A 24,787-nucleotide genomic window follows, 5' to 3' on the forward strand; every position below is an offset into this window, starting at 1 on the left:
GCAACATGTCAATCACAGAAATAGCCGTTAAGCGGCCCCTACTCATCGTCGTTATTTTCACCGTTCTGTTCATCTTTGGGGCGAAGTCGTACTTCGGCTTAAACTATAACCTCTTGCCCAAACTGGAGATCCCGACCGTTTCCATCACTACCGTATATCCGGGGGCCGGGGCGGCAGAGGTAGAAACATCGGTGACGAAAAAGCTCGAAGATGCTTTTTCATCGATTGAGGGACTCGATAAAATCACTTCCAGCTCACAGGAGGGCCTATCCAGTGTGGTGGTGCAGCTCAAGAGCGGAACAGACATCGACCAGGCCGAACGTGACATCCAGCGCAAAGCCGACCAGATCCAGAATGAGCTCCCGGATAACGTGAACAAGCCGGTAGTAAACAAAATAAACCTGGAAGAAGCACCCGTACTCAGTGCCGGGGTAACCTCCAATATGGCGCCCAGGCCCTTGTATGATTTTGTAGACCAGCAACTGTTGCCGGTGCTGCAAAACGTGACCGGCGTAGGGCAGGTGAACATCATCGGGGGTGACGAGCGGCAGATCCGGGTCAACGTAGATCAGGAAAAGCTCAGGTCTTATGGTTTGTCGATCAACCAGGTTACGGAAGCCATCAGCAATGCCAATCAATCCTTTCCGGCGGGGAGCATAGAGACCCGGGACGAACAATTGTCGATCCGCTTTGACGCGAATGTAACCAGCATCCAGCAAGTTCGGGAGCTCATCGTTTTGCAGCGCCCGCAGACCGGCAGCGTATACCTCAAAGACCTGGCCGAGGTGGTAGATGCTACGGCCAAAACTACAGCGATCAACCACATCGACGGCGTACCCGCGATCGGGATCCAGATCATCAAACAAAGTGATGCCAATGCCGTAGAGGTTACCGAAGAAGTGAAGAAGAAGTTTTCAGAAATTGAAGCCCAGTACAAGCAAAATGCGATCAGCTTTAAAGTCTCTTCCGATCAGAGCGTCTATACCCTGAAATCGGCAGATGCAGTAATGGAAGACCTCGGCCTTGCAGTACTGATCGTAGGAATCGTGATGCTGGCCTTCCTGCACAGTTTCCGGAGCTCCATGTTCGTGCTGGTGGCCTTGCCCTCCTCGATCATCCCCACCTTTATCGTGATGTACTTCCTGGGCTTTTCGCTCAACCTGATGACCCTGATGGCCCTTTCCCTGGTGGTGGGGATCCTGGTAGATGATTCTATCGTGGTATTGGAGAACATCTACCGGCACCTGGAGATGGGCAAAGATAAAAGAGAGGCTGCGGTAGAAGGTCGCAGTGAAATCGGCTTTACCGCATTGGCGATCACCCTGGTGGATGTGGTGGTGTTCCTTCCGATCGCCTTTGCCGGAGGCATCATCGGATCCCTTTTGCAGGAATTTTCCCTGGTGGTGGTGTTCTCCACGCTGATGAGCTTATTTGTGTCCTTCACGGTCACGCCATTACTCGCCAGTCGTTTCGGTAAGGTAGAAGAACTACACAGCCGTACACTTTGGGGCAGGATCAACCTGGGCTTCGAAAAGTTCATCGATGGGCTAAAGGAAGATTACGTCCAGGCACTTAAATTTGTGCTGCATAAAAAAAGATGGTTACTTGGCGGGGTGATGCTGCTCATCATCGGCTCTCTGGCCTTGCTGCCATTTGGTTTTATCGGCGCGGCCTTCATGCCTCAGGCAGACCAGGGCCAATTGCTGATCAGCCTGGAACTGGCCCCTTCCGCATCGGTATACCAGACCAATATGCTGACACAGGAAGCAGAGCGGATGATCATGAAACAACCCGAAGTGACTGGCGTTTTTTCCAGCATTGGATTTGTGAGCGGCAGTGTAGCGGGTGCCAGCAACAGCAGTAACCTGGCAGACATTACCGTCACATTGAAAGACAAAAAAGAGCGGAGCATGACTGCAGAAGCCTTTGGAAACGTGATGCAGAAAAAGCTGAGCAGGGCATTGCCTGGCGCCAGGATAACTGCAGCCCCAACCTCGATTGCGGGGGGAGGCAATACAGCGCCCATACAGATCGCGATCCAGGGACTGGACCTGATGAAAATCCGCGCAGTAGCGGAGCAATACCGGAAAGTAGCCGCTGCTGTACCCGGTACCCGCTTTGTGCAGCTTTCCGTGAAGGACCAGAAGCAGCAGGTAGAAGTGAACCTGAACCGGGAGAAGATGACTGCGCTGGGCATCAATGCCAGCCAGGTAGGTGCAGCCCTGCAGAATGCTTTCAGTGGCAATGACCAGGGAAAGTTTAAGCAGGCGGGTAATGAGTACGACATATTAATCAGCCTGGACAGCTATGACCGCTCCAACATCAACAATGTGCGAAACCTTTCCTTCAGCAATGCCGATGGGCAGACATTTGTGCTCAGCCAGTTTGCCGAAGTAAAAACCGGCATGGGAGAGAGTGTCTTGCAGCGCAGTGACCGCCTGAATTCGATCACCGTAGAAGCCAACGTGGCCGGCCGGCCAACCGGCTCAGTCGCAGAAGACATTAAGGCCAAAGCTGCCGGGATTAAACTGCCTGAGGGTATCACGGTGGAGTACCTCGGGGAGGTAAAGAACCAGGGAGATGCTTTTGGCAGTTTGGGATTTGCGCTGGTGGTGGCTATTGTGCTGGTCTACCTCATCATGGTGGCCCTGTATGAAAATGCAATTTATCCTTTTGTGGTCCTCTTTTCCATCCCCGTAGCCCTGATCGGTGCCTTTTTGGCCCTGGCACTTACGATGGATACCCTGAATGTTTTTTCCATCATCGGGGTGATCATGCTGCTGGGCCTGGTGTCCAAGAATGCGATCCTGATTGTAGATTTTGCCAACCAGCTGAAGGCAGAAGGGTATGGCGTCGTGGAGGCACTTTTGGAAGCAGGAAAGGAACGTTTGCGCCCGATCCTGATGACTACACTGGCTATGATCCTGGGGATGTTGCCCATTGCCCTGGCCAGCGGGGCAGGCTCGGAGATTAAAAATGGAATGGCCTGGGTGATCATCGGCGGGCTGACCAGCTCTATGGTGCTGACGCTGTTTGTAGTTCCAAGCATGTACCTGATCGTAGAAAATCTGCTGTTGAAGTTCCGGAAAAAAAGCAAAGCGGTATGATCGATTTTAAAAAAAAATCGATGATGCTTACTGTTATCACCTAAGATTTATATAAACTTGCTGAAATAAATCAGTAAATTTAGTTTCAAAGGGATTTTAGATACATGTCTGCTTACAGCACATATTCTGACCAGGAACTTGTCGCGGCCATTAAAGACCGTGACCAGCTGGCTTTTGCTCAGGTGTACGACCGTTACCTGCCCTTGCTGCTGCGTCATGCGGTAGACATGCTGCGGGATGAAGAGCAGGCCAGGGATGTGGTACAGGACATTTTTCAAATGCTCTGGGAAAAAGCAGGGGAACTGGAAATCCACACTTCGCTTTCTTCCTTTTTGTATGCCTCTACACGCTTTCGCATCCTGAAGCAGATCCGCCACAGTAAAGTAGCGGAAGCTTATGCCGCTACTTTACAGCAGGAAATGGAGAGTGGGATAGCCAGCACCGATGAGCAATTAGAAGAAAAAGAACTGCGGAAGAAAATTGAAGAAGGCTTATCGAGATTGCCGGCGAAGATGCGGGAAGTTTTTGAGCTGAGCCGGATGCAGGAACTGTCGCATAAGGAGATTGCAAAGCAACTCAACCTGTCTGACCACACGGTGAAGAGACAAGTGAGTAATGCCCTGAAGATCATGAGGGAAAGCCTGAATAAGGGGCTCTCTTTTTTTATTTAGGTTCCCAGAGTTCTATGACGTTTCCTTCCGGATCCAGGATATGTACAAATTTGCCATAGTCGTATTCTGAGATCTCATCTACGATGGTCACGTTGTTCTTTTTCAGTTCAGCTACCAGTTCAAGGATATTTTCCACGCGGTAGTTGATCATAAAAGGCTTGGTAGAGGGGTTGAAATAGGGGGTGTCCTGCGGGAAAGTGCACCAGGAGGTAGATCCTGATTTATCCGGATCATCTGCCTCCCGCCATTCAAATGTGGCACCGTAGGCTGTGGTAGGCAATCCCAGGTTTTCAGCATACCATTCGTTCATACTTTTCGGATTGTCGCATTTAAAAAATACACCTCCGAGACCCGTTACTTTTTTCATAGTTATTGTATGTGTTTGTTTCCCAGTAATTTCAAGCTAATTTAGAAGATTACCAAAAGTCTTTTTTAATTTTTTTTAAATCTATCTAATACCAAATCGCTTTTCAGGGTTCATAGTATTGTAAGCCCGAAAAAAAGGGAAATGAATATGAAGGACGAAGAAGTTAAAGAATTGCTGGACAAATATTTTGCTGGGACATGTACGCCTGGAGAAAAGGTATTGGTAGAGCGTGCCTATAACTTGCAGGACTCAAAAAATGGCGGTGCTATAGACGAGGCCAGACTGGAAGCACTGAAAGCCGAAGTCTGGAACAGGCTTGAGTTCGGCGCGGCGTGGGATCACAATGCAGCTTCAGAGCTTGATGTGACGCCGGTCAAAGCAGCAAGGTCATTGTGGCCGCGCATCCGTATCGCGGTAAGCATAGCCGCCGCGGTAGCTACCATAGTGTTTGGAGTTTGGTTCTTTACTACTCCCCGTCATCTTGATAATGACCGTCATCCTGAACTTGTTTCAGGATCTGACATAGCACCCGGTAAGAACGGTGCTACCATCACGTTAGCCAATGGAGCAGTGATCGCACTTGATGGAAACAAAAAAGGTGTGATTGTAGGGGATGAGCTGAAGTATGACGATGGCGAGATCCTGAAACCAGTTCAGGATGACGACCGCCTGAGTAGCAAAGCGCAGAACCTAACCGCTTCTACAGCTAAAGGCCAAACTTACGAATTTACCCTCCCGGATGGAACCCACGTTTTTCTCAACGCAGATTCAAAAATTAGTTTCCCTTCACAATTTTCTGGTAAAGAACGCAAAATATTTCTTGAAGGTGAAGCGTACTTTGTAGTTACTCATGATGAAAAGCAACCCTTCCGTGTGGAGAGTAAGGGGCAGGTTGTGGAAGATATCGGAACAGAATTTAACATCAATGCCTATCGCAATGAACTGAGCGTGAAAACGACCCTGGTAGAGGGTAGTGCGCGTGTCATCCCTGACAAAGCAGCACAAAGCGTAGTACTGAAACCCAACCAGCAATCCGTTTTAACCGGAGCTCAGCGGATAGCCATAACGGAAGCCAATATAACTGAAGCTACTGCCTGGAAGGACGGATATTTCCGGTTTTATGATGAAAACATTGAAAATATCATGAAGCAACTGGCACGCTGGTATAATATAGAAGTGAGTTATGAAGGGAAGGTAACTACGGAAGGATTTACAGGGAGGGTTTCCCGGAGTAAAAACATTAGCCAGGCGCTGATGATGCTGGAGAAAACAAAGGGTGTTCATTTTAGAATAGAAGGAAGGAGGGTTACTGTTATCAATTAAATCGTTACCCCTGTTGTAAAAATGATCTTATTGGAATCACTAGATAAAAAAGCCACTTCAACGTGAATTGAAGTGACCTATGGTCTGGTAAGATTAAAAATTAATTAATTATCAACCTCGCAATGCTGTGCACTGGACATGTTAGGCAAAGCGATATCAACCAAACTGGAAGTAAATGTACAAAGTTTTACAACAAAAACTATGGGCGCCACCGCGCGTCATAGCCAAAATCTTGCTGATCATGAGGCTAACCACCATCATATTGATTACAGCCATTATGCAGGTAAGTGCAAGCAGTTTTGCACAGAGAATTACTTTGCGTGAAAAAAACGCGCCACTTGTAAGAATATTTGAACGGATCAGTGAGCAGAGCGGTTACGATTTCATGTTTAGTACCACCACGCTAAAAGGGGCAAAAAACGTAACCATAAACGTGAGCAATGCAGAATTGAAGGAGGTATTGCAAACCATTTTTAAAGATCAGCCGCTGGAATATGAGATCGATGCAAAGGCAGTAGTGGTTTCAAAGAAGGAAACGAGTTTTCTGGATAGGGTAATCGCCCGATTTCAGACGATTAATGTTGTGGGACAGGTGGTAGATGAGCAGGGTGTGCCCTTGCCGGGCGTGACAGTGAGAGTAAAGGGATCGGATCAAGGAACGACGACTAACAATGGTGGCGGTTTTTTTATCAAATCGGTAGAAGAAAACGCGACAATAGTGTTTTCTTATATAGGATTTAAGACGCTCGAAAAGAAGGCGACTGATGATTTAGGAGTTGTGAAAATGGAGCCTGCCGATTCGAAATTAGATGAAGTACAAGTGATCGCCTATGGCACTACTTCAAGAAGACTGGGCACAGGGAATGTGAGTACTGTGAAAGCAACTGATATTGAGAAGTCGCCGGTAGCGAACCCATTGCTGGCCATACAAGGCCGTGTGCCGGGAGTGATGATCCAGCAGTCGTCTGGCGTTCCCGGCAGTGGAATCAAGATCGTTATTCAAGGGGAGAACAGTTTCAATTCTGGCAGTGATCCTTTTTATGTGATCGATGGTGTGCCTTACACATCTCAGATGCTTCCGGGATTGACCAATGAACTGGGAGAATCTGGTACGCCAAGAAGAAGTATGATGCAAAACACCAATGGTAATCCGCTGAACTTCATTAACCCTCAGGATATTGAAAGTATTGATGTCTTGAAAGTGCGCGGCGGCGGTAAGCACCTGGTTCAGGGAAACGGGTTTTCCCGCTCCCAGGACTGCCTGGTCACCGTCAATGTTTCCGAAGGATAGGGTTGTGGAGTGGGGCGGTCGTTTAAGGGCCAGTCTGAAGACTGACCCCAGAGTGGCGAAGACTGACCCCAGAGTGGCGAAGACTGACCCCGGGGAGCTGAAGACTGACGCTAGAGGACTAGTGCTGGGCATTTACTTCCCTTCGCTCAAAAGGATTGGGCATGTAGGCCTGGTTGAATATGTAAAGGGTGATTATATACACAGCATAGAAGCCAATACCAATGTGATCGGCTCCCGCGAGGGCGACGGCGTTTACAGAAAAATAAGACATAGGAGAACGATTTATAAATACAGTGATTGGTTAAACTAAAAATATGGCTACATATAATAATGGAATAAATGGCCCGCTGAAAGGGAAAATTGGAAATGTAGTAGCGGTGAATTGGCGGGGAGTGAATCATTTCAGGAGCCTGCCGGAAGCCTCGGCCAAGCCACCAACGCAAAAGCAACTGGAGCATTGGAAGGTCTTTGGGATGGTCAGCAGCTGGTTGAAACCGCTTAAAGACCTGATCTGGATCGGTTTTCAGACCGTCACATCCGGTAAGACGCCCATGAATGAGGCAATTTCTTTTGTGTTCAGGGAAGCGCTGAAGAGCGAGGGGACTGAGCGCGAGATCAATTTTCCGATGGTGGTGTTTAGCCGTGGCGAACTTTTCAGTTCGTATATCCGCGAGTTTTCGAAACTGGATTCCGGCCTGATCCGCATTACCTGGCAAAATGGCTTCAGCTCTGCTTTCCATCAGGAGAATGACCGCGCCATTTTTATCTTTTACAATGTCACAAAAGGCAAGTTTGCAACTTATAAAGAAGTGGCTGATCGTGGCGACCAGGAGGCACTATTGCAATTGCCCGGGGGCTTTGCGCATGATGAACTACATGGTTACCTGTTTTATATGAGCATGGATGGCAAAGCTGTAAGTACTACGCAGTACCTGGGAAATTTATGAAACTGGATAAAGCGGGCTGCAACTCAGCCTGCTTTATCGGTTTTGATCAGCAGGTTCCTGACGACAAGAAAGATCACAAAGACGGCTAGGATGATGAGTAATATTTCTGAGGCACCAATCTGGTAACCGAAAAGCACAAAGTTTGGGACCATAATTTTCCTGAACATACCCAATTATAGTGCCCCGAATTGGAAATATAGAAATTAGGCTGGAAATAAGGCTAAAACCAATGCCGGTGCAGGATGTTTAATAGGTATCATCAAATAGAAAGAACATTATGAAAACATCCCTTCAACCTTCGAAATACCCTGCAATGCTGGCACTGGCCATCCTGTTAAATGCCTGCGGGACTGCAGACCGGAAAGACCGCGACGATAGTGCCAATCACATCATCGACTCAATAGGGGACACCACCCAGCGCGCGCAGGCACAGACTGCAGATGTGGCGCTCAATGGCGATGAAAAGACTTTCATGCTCGCTGCCGCAACTGGTGGAATGATGGAAGTGGAGGCTGCCAATATCGCCCTGCAGCAGTCCTCCGATCCGGCCATCAAGGCATTTGCCAATAAAATGATCGCAGACCATACGAAAGCGAACCAGGAATTATCGGGCATCGCAAATGGCGTAGGTATGCAGCTTCCGGCGACTTTGGCAGACGATAAAGCGCAGCACCTTGCAGGACTTAAAAAGCTGAAAGATAAAAAGTTTGACGAGCAGTACATGACCATGATGCTCGCCGATCATGCCCTGACGGTGCAATTGCTGACTGAAGGTAAATCATTGGCGAATGCACAGATCAAGGCTTTTGCAGCGAAGACTTTGCCTGTGGTGACCGGACATTATAATGAAGCAGTGAAAATAGGCAAGGGCATGAACCTGAGCAATACCGGAAATGGTGATGACCTGCAGGGGCTGAGCCCAACCGCAGGTAGTACCAATTAAATATTAGGCTGAGCAGCCTACTTCTTATTGAGCAGTAGGAGTAAACCGGCAGAGACAGCTAAAAGCCCGCCAGCAATGTATTTGCGGTGGGCTTTTGGTTTTCCGGGAAAACCCCATCCGCCATGCACTGCGTTTCCGTATTTTACGGTGTTGAAGATATTGCCGTCGGTCTTGTCGATACTTGCCGCCCGGTTCAGGTAGCCTTTGATGACATTGCCGGCGATGGTACGTGTGAGTGCCGGAAATAAGCCGTAAGATAACCTGAGCAATACAGAGATGCTGCCCACCATGGTCTCCGATCTGGGACGAGCAGCGATGTCCACAATGGCCATGGCCAGGCGGTTCGGATCGTAGGTGGGCGGTGCAGGCTTGAGCTGCTTACCGGTATAATTGGCAGCATGCTGAATGCCCGGAGTATCCAGGAAAGCTGGAAAGGCATCGCAGATATGAATGTCCGGATAGCCGGACAACTCGGCTTTTAATGCTGCGGAAAATCCCCTGATCCCAAATTTACTGGCCGAATAGCCCGCACCGTAGGGAACGGGAAGGAAACCGCCTATAGAGATGTTGTTGATCAATATTCCATAACCTTGTTTTTTGAAATATGGCAATGCGGCATGTGCGCCATGCATATAACCCATGAGGTTGGTGCGTACGACCTGGTCGAGCACTTCCATGGGCATTTCATCAAAAGCTCCTGCCGCAAGCACGCCGGCATTGTTTACCCAGACATCAATACTTCCGCGAAAATCTGCTGCCTGCGCTGCCAGGTTGATCATGGAGCCGGGATCAGTAACATCGGTTTCTACCAGCCGGACCACTGCGCCAAGTTCTTCGCAGTCGATGGCAACATTCTTTAGTTCTTCAAAGTTCCGGGATGCGAGTACCAAATGTTCTTTTTTTGCTGCAAATGCCAATGCGATGGCTCGTCCTGCTCCACTTGATGCTCCGGTAATGACTATTGTTCTTGACATACGATTCTGTTTAGGATGTTAGTGTTACAACAAGACAATAGCGGATCGGTTTTAGCCGAAATAATATTAAGTTTGCAGTTTATACCACAGAAAATATTGACATGCAAGAGCAAATCAGCACTTTATTACAAGACTTAAAATCGAAAAAAATCATTTTTTCAGATGTAATCGCTTTTATTGAAAGCCATTACCTCCACACGCCTACTGCTTTCAAAAATGGTGAAGCTTACAATGAGGCTACACAAAACCAAGGCAGCGCGAAGGTGTTTTCTTTTGCTCAGCTAAATGGACTCTCTGAGGCTGATACTTTAACTTTGTTCGCGGAACATTATCAGTCTGTACTGGATACTCCGGAAGCAACTGACCACCAGAACATCAGACAGTTTATGGCAAATGGATGGTCGGGAATTGTATTTGAAGGAACTGCCTTGCAAGGAAAATAAAATAATCCTGGATTTCAGCGGTATAACTGTTGAAATCCAGGATTAAATTTGTTATTTAATGCCTTCCGTTGAGACGAGTGGTTTAGCGATGATGATCTTTAATGCTGCGTCTGCGGGAAAACCGACCTTGATCAAGGCGTCGTAATAACTCTTGGTGATCCTGGCCAGCTGAGCGGTGATTTCAGGGTTGTCGTAGATAGCTAATTGTGAAGTAAGCATGCTGGTGTACATCTTGCTCATCATCGGACCCATGTTCTCAGGCATTCCTTGTACTGGCGGCGGTGGCATCACCATCACATCGACGCGGTTTGCATCAGTTGAATTGCCTGCAGGGCGGGAATTTTGTAAGCTCACCCGGTAAAAGTTTAAAAAATTTATTCCGTCGTTCATTTCATGAATGGAACGGGCCCTTTCAATGACGTTGATCTCTTTAGTGTCTGGTTTAAGCTTTTTGAAATATACTTTGAAGGTCACTTCCTGATTGTCTGCGTTGGTGACTAATTTTTCGGGTCTCAGTGGGATGCCTTCCGACCTTAGGTACTCATACCTTTCCTCGCCGTTGGCATCTTGTAAATACATGCTTTTGTTCAGTTGGACCCAGGCACCTTTGGCCGGACTGGTGTACTTGAAGGTGACTACCGTATTTTGAGCAGTGGTGTTGACCTCTGTGATGGTCGTGCTCGGATCTTCAGAACTGGAGATCATTGGCTGTTTGATCGACTGGGCAAACAGACTGGCGGGGAAAAGCAGTCCCGCGATTACAAATGCTTGAATTTTCATGGTTTGGCGATTGATTGGGTTAATTTAAATTTGAGACCTGTGGTGATGTCAAAAGTTACATCAGTAAGTAATTATTTTTTTCCAGAGGGATAAGCCTTGCGCAGGGCTGCGGCTTCTTTGGCGGTGATTTCAGATACACTGCCGTGCCTGGCATCTTCTGGCATGGAAATATTGGTTTCCAGATTCCAGTGAAACAGATCGGGAGATGAAGAAACCCCGTAACGGTCTACCATTGGGTAATCGTACAACAACAGCCAGCCATTCTTTATCGGATCTTTCATCACACTTGGGCCTTCGGTAATGACCGGGGCAATCTGTCCCTGGTTCAGTGGGCCATGGTAGATTTCGTAAGGGCCTTCCAGGGTTTTGGATGTAGCCAGCCGTATTCCCCGGCGTTCCCCGGTTTTCACTCCAAATTCCTCTTCTTTGTGGAACAGGTAATAGGTGTCTTTTTCCTTGATCAATGTGCCGTCTATGACTGAGTAAGGGGGCGCGAAAAGTACTTTGGCCGGACTGAAGCTCTTCCAGTCTTTTGTCTTGCAGTACCAGAGCTGACTCTCCTTCCAGCCTGCATCCTTAAAAGAGGAAGACCAGAATAAAGTGTATTCTTTAGTGGCTTTGTCATAAAAAAACTCAGGAGCCCAGATATTCCTGGCCAGTTCGCCGGATTCGTTCTTTGCGTCCTTCATGAGGTGTATCCGCTGGTTGAATTCCCAGTGGATCAAGTCTTTCGAAGTGGCGAGGGTGGCGGTAGGGCCATATTTTTTGCGGTCTTCTGCACTGGCTCCCCCTCCGGTGGCCAGGAGTCGCCATAGGCCATCTGAGCCCCGGTGGATAAATTGGTCGCGCATGAACTGATCCCAGATCGGCTTATTGTCATTCAGTGGTGTCCAATGCCTCCCGTCAGTAGACAATGCCATATGCAATTGCTCTACCTGCATGGGGTTGGGTAATGGAACTTCTACGGTTTCACCTTTTGCATTGATCTCGATGCGTGTGGGGTAGCGCTGCCTGAAATAGGTAAGCAGCCAGATTTTTTCTTTATTTTTTGTGGATTGCGACAGGCTGGCCTCTGGCATGGCGAGACACAATTGCAGCAGCAAGAGGAGGGAAAGGATTGGTTTCATTGTCTCTAAGTTAGCAAAAGAATCGCTAAATGTACTGCGCTATACTTAGAAATGGTTCGGGCGGGAAAGGCCCGAACCAGGTTTCATTACTGTGTTTGCGTTATTGATGTGCCTTGAGCCAATCCAGTCTGCGCTGATCCGGAAGGTGCGTCACTTTAAAGTGTTCGAATTTTGCTTCAAATCCATTGCCATCAGGACTAGCAGCCATGAGGCCGATCATCACTGGTGCATTGTCCTGCAGCGGTGCGTTGCGGGTCATGATGTAGGTTTTATCGTCCAATGAATAGAAGATTTCTACAGCATCCAGCCTGCGCACCACTTTGATCCAGATAAAAGGCGGTGCTTTTTCGAGGGGCAACACGCTCCAGTCGCTTTTTTCGTGGGTGACCACGGTGCTGACATTGAATTTTCCGTCTACAAATTCAACGCCTGTCTTGATGTAGTTTTTGTGGTCGGTGCGGATCATCAGGCCCATCTGATCAAAACGTACTTTGTATGCTCCTGTGAGCTTTACTTTTGCTTCAAACTCGCCACCATAGTTTCCATAATAAAATGGGGCATCGTCTACGGTGAAGCCGTAATGCGAGATCCGCCAGTAGTCGCTATTGGGCGTTACCTGCATGATCAGGCTGTTGTTCTTGATCTCCCATTGCTCCGGTTCATTGTACCAGTGCATTTTTTCGAGGCGCTGTGCTTTCATTTCGGTAAGGCTAAGCAGAAGGCCTAGCGTAAAAAGGATTTTTTTCATTCAAATTAGTAAGTTCGTAAAGTTATTGACTGCTTTGACCACATCAAATGGTGATTAATAACCATAGTAAACCGGAAAATATGCGTGATCTGCTTGACATTAAACTTTTGACCCAGCCTTTTGAGACGACTTCGAATCCCGGCCTTCAACTGGAAAATGCCAGGCTGATCGCCCGGATGTACACAAAGATGGAAAATAGCATGGCCGTACTCAGCGATATGCGGGCGAGGAAGAGCTATCTTTATTATGGTGCCGTTGCGGAACAGTTGGGGCTTGATCAGCAGGAGAGCGAGATCAATTCGATCTGGGAAGACCAATTGCTGAGCAGGGTGCATCCGGAGGATCTGCAAAAGAAATACCGTCTGGAATTTCAGTTCTTCCAACTCCTGAATGCCCTGGAAGTGGATGAGCGTAGCGATTATGAGGTGATCACCAGGCTCAGGATCCGCAACCGGGAGGGCAGGTACCTGATGATCCAGCACCGCCTGCTGTACATCAGCAGTGCTGAGGACGGCAGTGTCTGGCTGGCCCTCTGCCTGTACAACAGGGTCTATGACCATCCTGAGTTTGGGATCCCTCAGGGCCTGATCATCAATAAACGCTCCGGGGAAATTCTGGAAGACAAGCAGAACCGTTTCAATGAGCTGCTTTCCCTGCGGGAAGCAGAGGTGTTGCAGCTGATCAGACATGGGCGCAGGAGTAAGGAAATTGCAGCTAAACTGGGGCTGAGCATCCATACGGTGAACCGGCACCGGCAAAATATATTTGAGAAGCTGAATGTGACTAACGCACTGGAAGCCTGCCGGGTTGCAGAAAGTATTGGTTTGTTGTAATATCGAAATAATTCATTGCGATTGTTTATTGAATGTCTTAAATTTAGGTATCTGCACCGAGTGTGCCGGCTTGTTGTTCAACCCCAAAAATGTTAAAATATGGAAAACGAATCAAACGACATCAGCAAATGCCCCTTTCATAATGGAACCATGAAGCACAATGTAGGCGGTGGTGGTACCCGCAACCGCGACTGGTGGCCAAATCAATTGAAACTCAATATCCTTCGTCAGCATTCTGCTTTATCGGACCCAATGGGAGCTGGCTTCAGCTATGCGGAGGCCTTTAATAGCCTGGATCTGGAAGCGGTAAAACGCGACCTCCATGCGCTGATGACCGATTCGCAGGAATGGTGGCCGGCAGATTTTGGGCATTATGGCCCTTTGTTCATCCGGATGGCCTGGCACAGTGCTGGTACTTACCGTGTGGGGGATGGCCGTGGTGGCGCGGGATCCGGGCAGCAGCGCTTTGCGCCGCTAAACAGTTGGCCCGACAATGTGAGCCTGGATAAAGCCCGCAGGCTGCTCTGGCCGATTAAACAAAAATACGGCCGTAACATTTCATGGGCGGATCTCCTGATCCTGACCGGAAATGTAGCCCTGGAGTCTATGGGTTTTAAAACCTTTGGCTTTGCCGGTGGCCGTGAAGATGTATGGGAGCCTTCGGAAGATATCTATTGGGGTGCCGAAAACACCTGGCTGGGTGGAGACCTCCGCTATGCACATGGTTCTGAAGGTGTGCCAAAGGAACATGGAGTGGTGTCGTCTGACGATGATGCCGATGGGGATATCCACAGCCGTAAACTGGAAAAGCCGCTTGCTGCGGTACAGATGGGACTGATTTATGTAAACCCTGAAGGACCGGACGGAAATCCCGATCCTATAGCTGCTGCAAGAGATATTCGCGATACTTTCGGCCGTATGGCCATGAATGATGAAGAAACCGTGGCGCTGATTGCGGGCGGACATAGCTTTGGTAAGACCCATGGTGCTGCTCCCGCCACGCATGTGGGTAAGGAACCTGAAGCGGCCGACCTGGAACTGCAGGGCCTGGGCTGGAGCAACAGCTATGGCTCGGGCAAAGGTGCAGACGCGATCACCAGTGGTCTGGAAGTGATCTGGACAAAAACACCAACACAATGGAGCAACAACTTCTTCGAAAACCTGTTTGGCTTTGAATGGCAATTGTCTAAAAGTCCCGCAGGTGCGCATCAGTGGGTAGCTAAAGATGCACCCGGCATCATCCCTGATGCCTTTGATGATTCAAAGAAACACTTGCCTACGATGCTGACCACCGATCTTTCTTTGCGGTTTGATCCGGTGTATGAAAAGATCTCGAGGAACTTCCTGGAAAATCCGGATGCTTTTGCTGACGCCTTTGCCAGGGCCTGGTTTAAGTTGACGCACCGCGATATGGGCCCCCGTGCCCGTTACCTGGGACCAGAGGTGCCTGAGGAAATATTGTTGTGGCAGGATCCCATTCCGGCGATGGACCATCCATTGATCGATGGGCAGGATATAGCCGCACTGAAGTCGACCCTGCTGGGATCTGGCCTGAGTGTATCGGAACTGGTAGCTACGGCATGGGCTTCGGCCGCTACATTCCGTAGTTCTGACAAACGCGGAGGTGCCAACGGTGCACGCATCCGACTGGCTCCCCAGCGCTTCTGGGTGGTGAATAATCCGCCTCAGTTGCAGCGGGTCCTGGATGTCCTGGAGGGCATTCAACATGAGTTCAACGGCAGGCAAGGGGATGATAAAAAGGTCTCCCTGGCAGATTTGATCGTACTTGGTGGATGTGCTGCCCTGGAAAAGGCCGCAGCGGAAGCCGGACACGCGATCAGCGTCCCTTTCAAAGCGGGCCGTATGGACGCTTCACAGGAAGAGACTGATGTGGAATCCTTTGGTTACCTGGAGCCAATTGCTGATGGTTTCCGTAATTACCGCAAATCGAAAATTCCGGTGTCTACGGAAGAACTTCTGATTGATAAAGCACAGTTGCTCAGTCTTACAGGACCGGAACTGACTGTGCTGCTGGGCGGTTTGAGGATGATAAATATCAATTTCGATGGCAGCAAACACGGTGTGTTCACGGAAAGACCGGGCTTGCTGAGCAATGATTTCTTTGTGAACCTGCTTGATATGAATACCTCCTGGAAGGCCGTATCTCCCGACCGCGAACTATACGAAGGCCGTAGCCGGACAACCGGCGAGGTCAAATGGACGGCCACACGGGCTGACCTGGTATTCGGATCTAATGCAGAACTTCGCGCGATTGCAGAAGTGTATGGAAGTGCAGATGCCGGGGAGCAGTTTTTAAAAGATTTTGTAGCGGCCTGGGATAAAGTGATGAATCTGGACCGGTTTGAGTAAAAGGCGGGGGGAGCATCGATCAGATTGGGGACAATCGTATTGCGGCGTATCGGAAAAATATAGCCGGATATGATATGTTTATTTATATGCCGCAAATCAAACTTTTTTGCCGAAATTTAGTTATATAAAATAAGCGCAATCTACTATAGACCGGCGCTTTGAACCAAATAAGAAAAGCCGCATGTCAATCTATTTAGAATTTCCGTCCATAGAGGATTATCCGGTATATTCCGCTTACCCTGAAGGCCAGTCTGCAGATGGCCTGATCCCCGCCTCACCATTCAATTGGTTATTGAGCCTGGAATTCTCCGCAATAAAGTTTCCTGGTTTGGATGCCGCTGCTGAAACAGGGGAAGAGCAGGAAGGGCTGTAAAAGGCCCCGGGGAATATTTTTCCGTTTTATACCAGAACTGTAGATTAAATACTGCCATTTTGGTAGTCTATCTGCGAAAATTAGGTAAGAATGGCAGATCAATGTGGCTGAAAAATGATTACATTTATTGGACAATTGCTCTTTGTAGGCGCGAAAACCAATAACAAGGCCGTTTTCTTTAATTGATTAGCCGATTTACAGCGCCATACCTATGGTCAATAATTGGTAACATTTATGAAATAACGGCAATTATCACATCTGTTTATCATCCAATGGCGTAATTGTTGATAAAATAAAATTGTCAGGAGTGCATTTATAAAACAAATTTTTTAGTTTAGGGCATTCCGGATTTAGAAAGGTTATATATGGAAGCTAAATTTTCTCCACAAGTAAAAGACGTGATTTCTTTTAGCAGGGAAGAAGCCCTGAGATTAGGTCACGATTACATAGGCGCAGAACATCTATTGTTAGGCCTTATTCGCGAAGGCGATGGTATGGCCATCAAGATATTGAAATCATTGGGAGTTGATACCTCAAAACTGCGCCGTTCGATTGAGGACTCCGTAAGGGGTACCTCCAGTGTTACAGTTAATCTGGGGAACATTCCATTAACTAAGCAAGCTGAAAAAGTATTAAAAATCACTTATCTGGAAGCAAAGATCTTCAAAAGCGACCTGATTGGAACAGAGCACCTGTTGTTGTCTATCCTGCGTGATGACGATAACATTGCATCACAGATCCTGTTGCAGTTCAGCATCAATTATGAAATCTTCAAACAGGAAGTAGAAGTCAATAAAAACGGATTCAGAGATGATGTCCAAAATAGTGCTTCTACTGGCGGGGACGATGATTACCGTGAAGAAGAAAGTTTCAGCAGTCCGAAAAAGGTTTCGGACATCAAATCTAAAACTCCGGTACTGGACAACTTTGGACGCGACTTGACAAAAGCCGCTGAAGAGGGACGTTTAGACCCTATCGTTGGGCGTGAGAAAGAGATTGAGCGTGTGTCGCAAATCTTGTCGAGACGTAAAAAGAACAACCCGATCCTGATCGGTGAGCCTGGTGTTGGTAAATCTGCCATTGCAGAGGGGCTGGCACTGCGTATTGTGCAGAGGAAGGTGTCCAGGGTATTGTTCAACAAACGTGTGGTTACTTTGGACCTTGCTTCCTTGGTAGCTGGCACAAAATACCGTGGTCAGTTTGAGGAGCGCATGAAAGCAGTGATGAACGAACTGGAGAAATCTACAGACGTGATTCTGTTCATTGATGAGATCCACACGATAGTAGGTGCTGGTGGAGCTTCCGGCTCACTGGACGCCTCTAACATGTTCAAACCTGCCCTGGCAAGGGGAGAAATTCAATGCATCGGTGCAACTACCCTGGATGAATACCGTCAGTATATCGAGAAAGATGGTGCCCTGGACCGTCGTTTCCAAAAGGTAATGATCGAGCCTGCAACTCCGGATGAAACCATTGAGATCCTGAACCGCATCAAAGAGAAATACGAAGACCATCACGGTGTAACTTATACAGATGAAGCCATTAATGCTTGCGTTGCCCTGACTTCAAGGTACATCACAGACAGGTTCCTGCCGGATAAAGCGATTGATGCGCTGGATGAGGCGGGGTCAAGGGTTCACCTGACCAATATCCATGTTCCTGAAAACATCATCGAAATTGAAAGCAAGATCGAAGAGATCAAGCTCGAAAAAAATAAGGTGGTAAAAAGCCAGAAATATGAAGAGGCAGCTAAGTTAAGGGATACTGAAAAGAATCTTTTGGAAGAGCTGGACCGTGCTAAAGCAGCATGGGAAGCAGATACTAAAACCAAACGCTATACGGTATCTGAGGATAATGTAGCTGAGGTGGTGTCTATGATGACTGGTATTCCATTGCAGCGTGTAGGACAAACCGATAGCGTGAAGCTGTTGAATATGTACGATACGGTGAACCAGAAAATCATCGGCCAGGATGACGCGATCAAGAAATTGACCAGGGCCATCCAGCGTACAAGAGCAGGATTGAAAGATCCTAAAAAGCCAATCGGTTCATTCATCTTCCTGGGACCTACAGGTGTGGGTAAGACGGAACTGGCGAAAGAACTTGCACGTTTCATGTTCGATAGCGACGATTCCCTGATCCAGATTGACATGAGTGAATACATGGAGAAATTTGCGGTTTCCCGTTTAGTGGGCGCTCCTCCGGGATACGTGGGGTATGAAGAAGGTGGACAATTGACCGAAAAGGTTCGTCGTAAACCATATGCCGTAATCTTGCTGGATGAGATCGAAAAAGCTCACCCTGATGTATTCAACATCTTATTGCAAGTGCTGGACGAAGGTCAGCTGACTGATAGTTTGGGCCGCAAAGTGGATTTTAGAAATACGATCATCATCATGACCTCTAACATCGGTGCACGCCAATTGAAAGATTTCGGTCAGGGCGTTGGTTTCTCTACCTCTGCTAAAGTGAACCAGGTAGATGCGCATTCAAGGGGTGTAATTGAAAGTGCACTGAAACGTGCCTTTGCTCCTGAATTCCTGAACCGTGTGGATGATGTGGTCGTGTTCAACACACTGGGCAGAGAAGAAATTTTCAAAATCATCGATATCGAATTGAAATCATTGTTCGGACGCGTTCATAACCTGGGTTATGAAGTGAAACTGACCGACAGAGCGAAAGATTTCATTGCTGATAAAGGTTTTGATTCTAACTTTGGAGCCAGACCATTGAAACGCGCCATTCAGAAATACCTGGAAGATCCGATTGCGGAAGAAATCCTGAAAGGTGAGATCCACGATGGAGACATTCTGGAAATCGACTACGACAAAGAAAAAGATGAGATCGTAGTGGAAAATAAAAGTCCAGGAAAAAAAAAGAAAAAAGAAGAAGGTAGCGTAGAATAAGCAATCTTTAGTTGAAATAATAACCCCGGTTTGTTTGACAAGCCGGGGTTTTTTATGACTGCGGCTTGTCAATTTTGTAACAACTTAGTGTTTGATTTACACATTTTGTAAATTATCTCCGCTTATATTTTGGTTTATGGATAATTGCCTCTATTTTAGGGAATAAATAGGTTAGGTAAACTATTATAACACCAAGTATTCAAATGAACGTAAAACTATTATTGCTGGTTCCCATACTGGCAATTGCTGTGGAAACTACTACAGCGCAGGACAAACCCGCAGCTTACACACAACAGATCGACGGTACAAAACTCTCGTTTAACATGCAGGCCATTCCCGGTGGGGAATTCTTAATGGGCAGCAAAAAAGGTAAGGCGGATGAACAGCCTGTACATAAAGTAAAAATAGCCCCTTTCTGGATCGGCACCCACGAAGTGACCTGGGATATCTATGAGCCTTTCCTGTACCGCGATTATGAAACTGCACACAGTACAGTACCTGTTCCTAAAAATGTAGATGCGGTAACCCGGCCGACCAAACCTTATCTTGACATGACCTTTGGCATGGGCAAAGAAGGGCAACCTGCACTGGCCATGACACACTATAATGCCATTCAGTATTGTAAGTGGCTGTACGCCCGCACCGGTGTTTTCTATAGATTGCCGACGGAAGCGGAATGGGAATACGCTTGTCGCGCAGGTACTACTACTGAGTATTCCTTTGGAAATGACGAGGGCAAACTCGGAGAATACGCATGGTTTGCGGCAAATAGTGAAGGCAAAACCCAGCTTGTCGGAAAGAAAAAGCCCAATCCCTGGGGACTCTACGACATGTACGGCAATGTGGCAGAATGGACTTATGATCAGTATACAGAGAACGCATACGCCTCTTCCAAACCTGAGAACCCGGTTGTGGTGCCGGATAAGTTATACCCCCATGCCATAAGAGGCGGTGCTTATAACGATGAAGCGAAAGATTCACGCTCGGCTTCCAGATTACCATCTGATCCGTCCTGGAAACAACTGGATCCCCAGATCCCGAAAAGCAACTGGTGGTTTCCGGAGGCTCCTTTTGTTGGGATGCGCCTGGTAAGACCGGTCACTCCCCCTTCAAAAGCAGAAATAGAGGCCTATTACGATAAAGCACCAATCAAGGACAATTAGTCAAAAAACACAAATTAAGAACCATATAAACCTGAATCAAAATGAACAATGAAGAACTGCGCGATCAGCGACGCGATTTCCTTAAAACTTCGGCCCTTGTTGCCGGAGGTGTGATGCTCAACGGGGTAGCTTTTGCAGGAGGTGGACATTCCTCTGTAGATGATACCATCAAGATTGCATTGATCGGTTGCGGCGGCCGCGGCGCGGGTGCGGCTACACAAGCATTGAGTACCAAACAAAATATCAAGTTAGTGGCCCTGGCAGATGCCTTCCAGGACCGTCTGGACGAAACTTATAACTCTCTTGCAGAGAAATTTAAAGATAAGGTAGATGTACCTAAGGAACGCAGGTTCGTCGGCTTTGATGCTTATGAGAAAGCGATAGCTTTGGCAGATGTGGTTTTATTGGCTACGCCTCCGGGTTTCAGGCCAATGCATTTCGAGGAAGCAGTGAATAAAGGGAAGCACGTATTTATGGAGAAGCCGGTAGCGGTAGATTCTCCGGGAATACGCCGGGTATTGGCAGCTGCTGAACTTGCAAAGAAAAAGAAACTGAACGTAGTGGTAGGGCTGCAACGCCGTTACCAGACGAACTATAGGGAAACCATCAAACGCATTGAAGACGGTGCAATCGGTGACATCACCGGTGGACAAGTCTATTGGAACAGTGGTGGTGTATGGGTGAACCGCCGTAAGCCTGAGCAGACAGAAATGGAATACCAGATGCGTAACTGGTACTATTTCAACTGGCTGTGCGGTGATCATATCGTAGAGCAGCATGTACACAATATTGATATCGCAAACTGGGTGAAGAACGCTTATCCGGTATCGATTCAAGGAACGGGAAGTCGCGCCTGGAGAACGGGCAAGGATTACGGCGAAATCTACGACAACCATGCAGTAGAACTGACTTACGCGGATGGTGCGGTGATCTATAGCCAGTGCCGTCACTTTGAAGGAATCTCCAATCGTGTAGATGAAACTTTTCAGGGTACAAAAGGCCGGGTATACCTCTCGGCAGGTAATACGGGTAAATTGTGGGACCATAAAGGCACGCAGATTTATAACTATTCTTCAAAGACCAATCCCAATCCTTACCAGACTGAGCATGACGAACTGTTTGCTGCAATCGCAAAAGGGGAATACAAATTCTGGGATGCGGAAAGGGGAGCGAAGAGCTGCCTGACTTCGATCATTGGTCGATATGCCACTTATTCCGGACAGACCATCAAATGGGAAGATGCCCTGAATGCAAATAACAGCTTATTTCCTGAGCGCCTGGCATGGGATGCCAATCCTAAATTGATGCCGGATGCAAATGGACTGTATCCTATCCCTACACCTGGACAAACAAAGGTGCTGTAATGATAACCGATGCTTTCTGCAAATAAAAGTCTTTTTATAGGTATACCGCTGCTGATCTCTTTTTTCCTTAAGAAGGATGATCAGCAGCAATATACCATACATGGCTATGCGCAGGGTACCGATTACTCCATTAAGTATTTTGCGAAAGATAGCCTCGTTACCAAAGCTGATATAGACAGAATATTGGTCAGCATTGATTCTTCCATGTCGCTATATAAACCTTATTCACGCATCAACCAGTTCAATGCCTCCACTGACGGCCTGCTCCTGGACCCTGGTTTTCTTAAGGTGATGCGCAAGTCTTTCGAGATCAACAAAGCCACAAAAAGTAAATTTGATGTAACTGTGGCTCCATTGGTACAGGCCTGGGGCTTCGGAGTGAAACCAATTTCCGAATTTCCGGATAGCGGGATGATCCGGTCTGCACTGAATTGTGTGGGTATGCAGCACCTACAGTTGAAAGGCATACTGCTTAAAAAAGACAAGCCCTGTGTCCAGTTGGATCTAAATGGCATTGCGCAAGGGTATAGCGTGGATGTGGTCGCCGATCACCTCCTCAGCAAAGGCATTAAGTCTTTTGTAGTAGAGATCGGAGGGGAAATCAGAATGAAGGGGCCGAAGCCGGACGGGAGTCCGATGCGCATCGGGATAGAAGGGCCTGCTGCGGATGGGGCAGAGCCGGTAGTGAAACATGTGGTAAGCATCAATAACGGTGCGATTACGACCTCGGGCAATTACCGGAAGTTCCTGCAAAAAGGAAGTCGAAAAGTCAGTCACCTCATCAATCCCCTCACGGGATATCCCCTTGACAATGCGATGATCAGCGTGACGGTATATGCAAAAAACGCGATCACGGCTGATGGTTACGACAATGCATTGATGGCCATGGAGCTGGAAGAGGCGCTTGCATTTGTAGCGAAGAGAAAAGACCTTGAAGCATATTTCATTTACCATTGCAAGGATGGGCGTGTAGCCGATACGCTGTCGGCAGGATTTAAAAAACTGATCACAGAATAACCAACATTAACCGCATTCAAATGAACAGAACAGAATTTTTAAGAAATAGTTTATTCGCAACAGGAGCACTGGTCACGGGATCTGCGCTGGAAGCTGCTGCGGAGAAAAAAATGCCCCTCCAGCAGGAAATGGCTGGAAAAACCTTTAACCTCGATTATGCACCGCATGATGGCATGTTTAAAAATGCCGGTGGCGCTACTTTTCTTGAGCAAATTCAATACATGTACGACCAGGGCTTTAGGTCCATTGAAGACAATGGCTACCTGAACAGGCCGGTAGAGGAACAAACTAAAATAGGTAATCTGCTGGCTAAGCTGGGAATGCGCATGGGGGTATTTGTTGTCGACGGTGGCGACAACTGGAAGACTTCCCTCACTACAGGTAAGAAAGAATTTAAAGATAAATTTGTAGAGACCTGCAAACGTTCGGTGGAAGCAGCGAAGCGTTGCAATGCGAAATGGCTGACGGTAGTACCGGGCTTTTATGAACGTAAATTGCCTTATGGAAACCAGTTTGCGAATGTGATTGACGCCATGCGCGCAGGTGCGGAAATTTTTGAACCTCATGGACTGGTCATGGTATTGGAAACTTTGAGTGATACACCTGAACTTTTCCTGCAGCAGACACATGAAACTTATGCAGTTTGTAAAGCAGTAAACAGCCCTTCATGCAAAATCCTGTATGACATTTATCACATGCAGAAAACAGAAGGGCAGTTGATCGTAAACATGGACCGTTGCTGGGACGAGATCGCCTATATCCAGATTGGCGACAATCCGGGACGGAAAGAGCCGACTACGGGTGAAATCAACTATAAGAACCTTTTCAAGCACATCCATGAGAAAGGCTATAAAGGAATCATGGGCATGGAACATGGCAATTCCAAATCCGGTAAAGAAGGGGAGTTGCGGGTGATACAGGCTTACAGAGAAGTAGATAACTTCCTGGTATAAATACTAAAATAAACGGAGCTGTGATCTGGGAATCTGAAAGAGACTGGAATCCAGCTCCGTCCTTTTTTCATTGAGGTGATTGAGCCGGCAATGGAGTTTGAAAGTATCTCTGATCAGTTGTGCAATATTGCCATCGCCCCTCATTCGATCTCCAAAACGGCTATCGTTCACATTTCCGCCATGGCAGGACTGAATCATATGCCATACCTTATCAAAGCGGTCGGGGTAATTTTTTCTGAGCCAGTCTTCAAATATCCCCCCTATAGCGCCATTCAGTCTAACAATGGTATATCCTGCAGAGATGGCTCCGCAATCTGCAATGGTTTTCAGTATCTTCGGGACTTCATGCTCGCTTAGGCCTGGAACGAGTGGTGCGACCATGACGCCCACCGGGATCCCTGTATGGCTCAGCTGCTCTACGATTTTCAGTCGCTGCTTTGCTGTAGTTGTTCTGGGCTCCATTTTTTGCCGTAGTGATTCATTCAGGCTGTTGATGGAAACATACACAGAACAGAGATTGAGGCTGGCCATTTCCTGAAGGATATCAATGTCGCGCAGGATCAATGCATTTTTTGTGATCATGCCGATCGGTTGTTTATACTCCAGGGCAATTTCCAGCAATCGTCTGGTGATCCCAAACTTCCGCTCCGCTGGTTGGTAACAATCCGTATTTCCGGAAAGTGAGATCACAGAAGCATCCCAACCTTTGCGCTCCAGGAATTTTTTGAAAAGCTCCGGGGCATCTTGTTTGACGATGATCTTCCGCTCAAAATCAAGACCGGCGCTAAAGCCCCAATACTCATGGGCATTGCGTGCGTAGCAATACGTACAACCATGTTCGCAGCCTTGATATGGGTTTAGGGAGTACAACATGCCCACATCCGGACTGTCGACCTTGTTGACAATGCTCTTTGATTTACCAAAAATGAAAGTGGTTTTATGATCTTCCTCCTCCCATTCATCGATGCCCTCATCATGCTCCTTTACATAGTCATTTTTTGCAAAGCGGTTGTGGGGATTAAATTGAGCACCTCTGCCTTTGAAGTAGTTTTCGGGATTATCAGTTGCTGTTGCCATCTATCAAAAA

At 47.6% G+C, this 24,787-nt stretch carries 23 protein-coding genes; 16 read left to right on the top strand and 7 right to left on the bottom strand.

Going from position 1 to position 24,787, the window contains the following annotated elements:
- Nucleotides 1–5 precede the first annotated feature (5 nt).
- Together WAE59_RS18135 and WAE59_RS18140 are read left to right on the top strand one after the other, a co-directional pair.
- Nucleotides 6–3,107 carry an efflux RND transporter permease subunit gene (locus WAE59_RS18135; RefSeq protein WP_337857381.1) on the top strand — a complete coding sequence of 1,034 codons (3,102 nt, stop codon included), beginning with the start codon at nt 6–8 and terminating at the stop codon, nt 3,105–3,107.
- A 104-nt stretch (nt 3,108–3,211) separates the two neighbouring features.
- The gene (locus tag WAE59_RS18140; RefSeq protein ID WP_337857382.1) at nt 3,212–3,778 is read left to right on the top strand and encodes an RNA polymerase sigma factor; all 567 of its coding nucleotides are present in this window, start codon (nt 3,212–3,214) and stop codon (nt 3,776–3,778) included.
- Here the strand turns inward: WAE59_RS18140 and WAE59_RS18145 are convergent.
- Complete coding sequence (locus WAE59_RS18145) at nt 3,771–4,145, bottom strand: VOC family protein (protein WP_337857383.1); 375 nt, start codon at nt 4,143–4,145, stop codon at nt 3,771–3,773. The two genes, WAE59_RS18140 and WAE59_RS18145, sit on opposite strands and share 8 nt — an antisense overlap.
- 147 nt (nt 4,146–4,292) lie before the next feature.
- Between WAE59_RS18145 and WAE59_RS18150 the strand changes: the two genes are divergently transcribed.
- From WAE59_RS18150 to WAE59_RS18165, 4 genes are all read left to right on the top strand, one after another.
- Nucleotides 4,293–5,468: a FecR family protein gene (locus WAE59_RS18150; protein WP_337857384.1), complete on the top strand. Its 1,176-nt coding sequence runs from the start codon at nt 4,293–4,295 to the stop codon at nt 5,466–5,468.
- Between the two features lie 175 nt (nt 5,469–5,643).
- Complete coding sequence (locus WAE59_RS18155) at nt 5,644–6,759, top strand: STN domain-containing protein (protein ID WP_337857385.1); 1,116 nt, start codon at nt 5,644–5,646, stop codon at nt 6,757–6,759.
- A 73-nt stretch (nt 6,760–6,832) separates the two neighbouring features.
- Nucleotides 6,833–7,069 carry a hypothetical protein gene (locus tag WAE59_RS18160; RefSeq protein ID WP_337857386.1) on the top strand — a complete coding sequence of 79 codons (237 nt, stop codon included), beginning with the start codon at nt 6,833–6,835 and terminating at the stop codon, nt 7,067–7,069.
- A gap of 4 nt (nt 7,070–7,073) precedes the next feature.
- Nucleotides 7,074–7,706, top strand: coding sequence for a DUF6266 family protein (locus WAE59_RS18165; protein ID WP_337857387.1), 633 nt, complete (start codon nt 7,074–7,076; stop codon nt 7,704–7,706).
- A 23-nt stretch (nt 7,707–7,729) separates the two neighbouring features.
- Here the strand turns inward: WAE59_RS18165 and WAE59_RS18170 are convergent, their stop codons facing one another.
- A complete protein-coding gene (locus tag WAE59_RS18170) occupies nt 7,730–7,873 on the bottom strand; it encodes a hypothetical protein (RefSeq protein WP_337857388.1) in 144 nt (47 codons plus the stop codon).
- Nucleotides 7,874–7,983: 110 nt separating this feature from the next.
- Between WAE59_RS18170 and WAE59_RS18175 the strand changes: the two genes are divergently transcribed.
- Entirely contained in the window at nt 7,984–8,649 is a 666-nt protein-coding gene (locus WAE59_RS18175) for a DUF4142 domain-containing protein (protein ID WP_337857389.1), read from the top strand.
- 17 nt (nt 8,650–8,666) lie between these two features.
- On the opposite strand, the gene WAE59_RS18180 is transcribed toward WAE59_RS18175, so the two are convergent.
- Nucleotides 8,667–9,623 carry an SDR family oxidoreductase gene (locus WAE59_RS18180; protein WP_337857390.1) on the bottom strand — a complete coding sequence of 319 codons (957 nt, stop codon included), beginning with the start codon at nt 9,621–9,623 and terminating at the stop codon, nt 8,667–8,669.
- 101 nt (nt 9,624–9,724) lie between these two features.
- Here WAE59_RS18180 and WAE59_RS18185 point away from each other — a divergent pair, with 101 nt between their 5' ends.
- Nucleotides 9,725–10,066 (top strand): HopJ type III effector protein, encoded by a 342-nt coding sequence (locus tag WAE59_RS18185; protein WP_337857391.1) that lies wholly within the window; start codon nt 9,725–9,727, stop codon nt 10,064–10,066.
- A gap of 51 nt (nt 10,067–10,117) precedes the next feature.
- Here WAE59_RS18185 and WAE59_RS18190 read toward each other — a convergent pair whose 3' ends face one another.
- The 3 genes from WAE59_RS18190 to WAE59_RS18200 form a co-directional block, all read right to left on the bottom strand.
- Nucleotides 10,118–10,846, bottom strand: coding sequence for a hypothetical protein (locus WAE59_RS18190; protein WP_337857392.1), 729 nt, complete (start codon nt 10,844–10,846; stop codon nt 10,118–10,120).
- Between the two features lie 71 nt (nt 10,847–10,917).
- Complete coding sequence (locus tag WAE59_RS18195) at nt 10,918–11,973, bottom strand: glycoside hydrolase family 43 protein (RefSeq protein WP_337857393.1); 1,056 nt, start codon at nt 11,971–11,973, stop codon at nt 10,918–10,920.
- Between the two features lie 100 nt (nt 11,974–12,073).
- Nucleotides 12,074–12,721 (bottom strand): DUF1349 domain-containing protein, encoded by a 648-nt coding sequence (locus WAE59_RS18200; RefSeq protein WP_337857394.1) that lies wholly within the window; start codon nt 12,719–12,721, stop codon nt 12,074–12,076.
- A gap of 80 nt (nt 12,722–12,801) precedes the next feature.
- Between WAE59_RS18200 and WAE59_RS18205 the strand changes: the two genes are divergently transcribed.
- The 8 genes from WAE59_RS18205 to WAE59_RS18240 all read left to right on the top strand — a co-directional run bounded on the left by WAE59_RS18205 (nt 12,802) and on the right by WAE59_RS18240 (nt 23,700).
- Entirely contained in the window at nt 12,802–13,554 is a 753-nt protein-coding gene (locus tag WAE59_RS18205) for a response regulator transcription factor (RefSeq protein WP_337857395.1), read from the top strand.
- A 99-nt stretch (nt 13,555–13,653) separates the two neighbouring features.
- Nucleotides 13,654–15,924, top strand: a complete 2,271-nt coding sequence (katG, locus tag WAE59_RS18210; protein ID WP_337857396.1) for a catalase/peroxidase HPI — start codon at nt 13,654–13,656, stop codon at nt 15,922–15,924.
- Between the two features lie 181 nt (nt 15,925–16,105).
- Nucleotides 16,106–16,297, top strand: a complete 192-nt coding sequence (locus WAE59_RS18215) for a hypothetical protein (protein WP_337857397.1) — start codon at nt 16,106–16,108, stop codon at nt 16,295–16,297.
- A gap of 365 nt (nt 16,298–16,662) precedes the next feature.
- Nucleotides 16,663–19,203 carry an ATP-dependent Clp protease ATP-binding subunit gene (locus WAE59_RS18220; protein WP_337857398.1) on the top strand — a complete coding sequence of 847 codons (2,541 nt, stop codon included), beginning with the start codon at nt 16,663–16,665 and terminating at the stop codon, nt 19,201–19,203.
- A 203-nt stretch (nt 19,204–19,406) separates the two neighbouring features.
- A complete protein-coding gene (locus WAE59_RS18225; RefSeq protein ID WP_337857399.1) occupies nt 19,407–20,366 on the top strand; it encodes a formylglycine-generating enzyme family protein in 960 nt (319 codons plus the stop codon).
- A gap of 41 nt (nt 20,367–20,407) precedes the next feature.
- On the top strand, nt 20,408–21,730 hold the full coding sequence (locus WAE59_RS18230; protein ID WP_337857400.1) for a Gfo/Idh/MocA family oxidoreductase: 1,323 nt from the start codon (nt 20,408–20,410) through the stop codon (nt 21,728–21,730).
- A 9-nt stretch (nt 21,731–21,739) separates the two neighbouring features.
- Entirely contained in the window at nt 21,740–22,747 is a 1,008-nt protein-coding gene (locus tag WAE59_RS18235; protein ID WP_337857401.1) for an FAD:protein FMN transferase, read from the top strand.
- A gap of 20 nt (nt 22,748–22,767) precedes the next feature.
- Nucleotides 22,768–23,700 (top strand): hydroxypyruvate isomerase family protein, encoded by a 933-nt coding sequence (locus tag WAE59_RS18240; RefSeq protein WP_337857402.1) that lies wholly within the window; start codon nt 22,768–22,770, stop codon nt 23,698–23,700.
- A 3-nt stretch (nt 23,701–23,703) separates the two neighbouring features.
- Here the strand turns inward: WAE59_RS18240 and WAE59_RS18245 are convergent, their stop codons facing one another.
- Nucleotides 23,704–24,777 carry a PA0069 family radical SAM protein gene (locus tag WAE59_RS18245; RefSeq protein WP_337857403.1) on the bottom strand — a complete coding sequence of 358 codons (1,074 nt, stop codon included), beginning with the start codon at nt 24,775–24,777 and terminating at the stop codon, nt 23,704–23,706.
- Nucleotides 24,778–24,787: the final 10 nt, after the last annotated feature.

Source organism: Pedobacter sp. GR22-6, assembly GCF_037402555.1.
Lineage (GTDB): Bacteria > Bacteroidota > Bacteroidia > Sphingobacteriales > Sphingobacteriaceae > Pedobacter.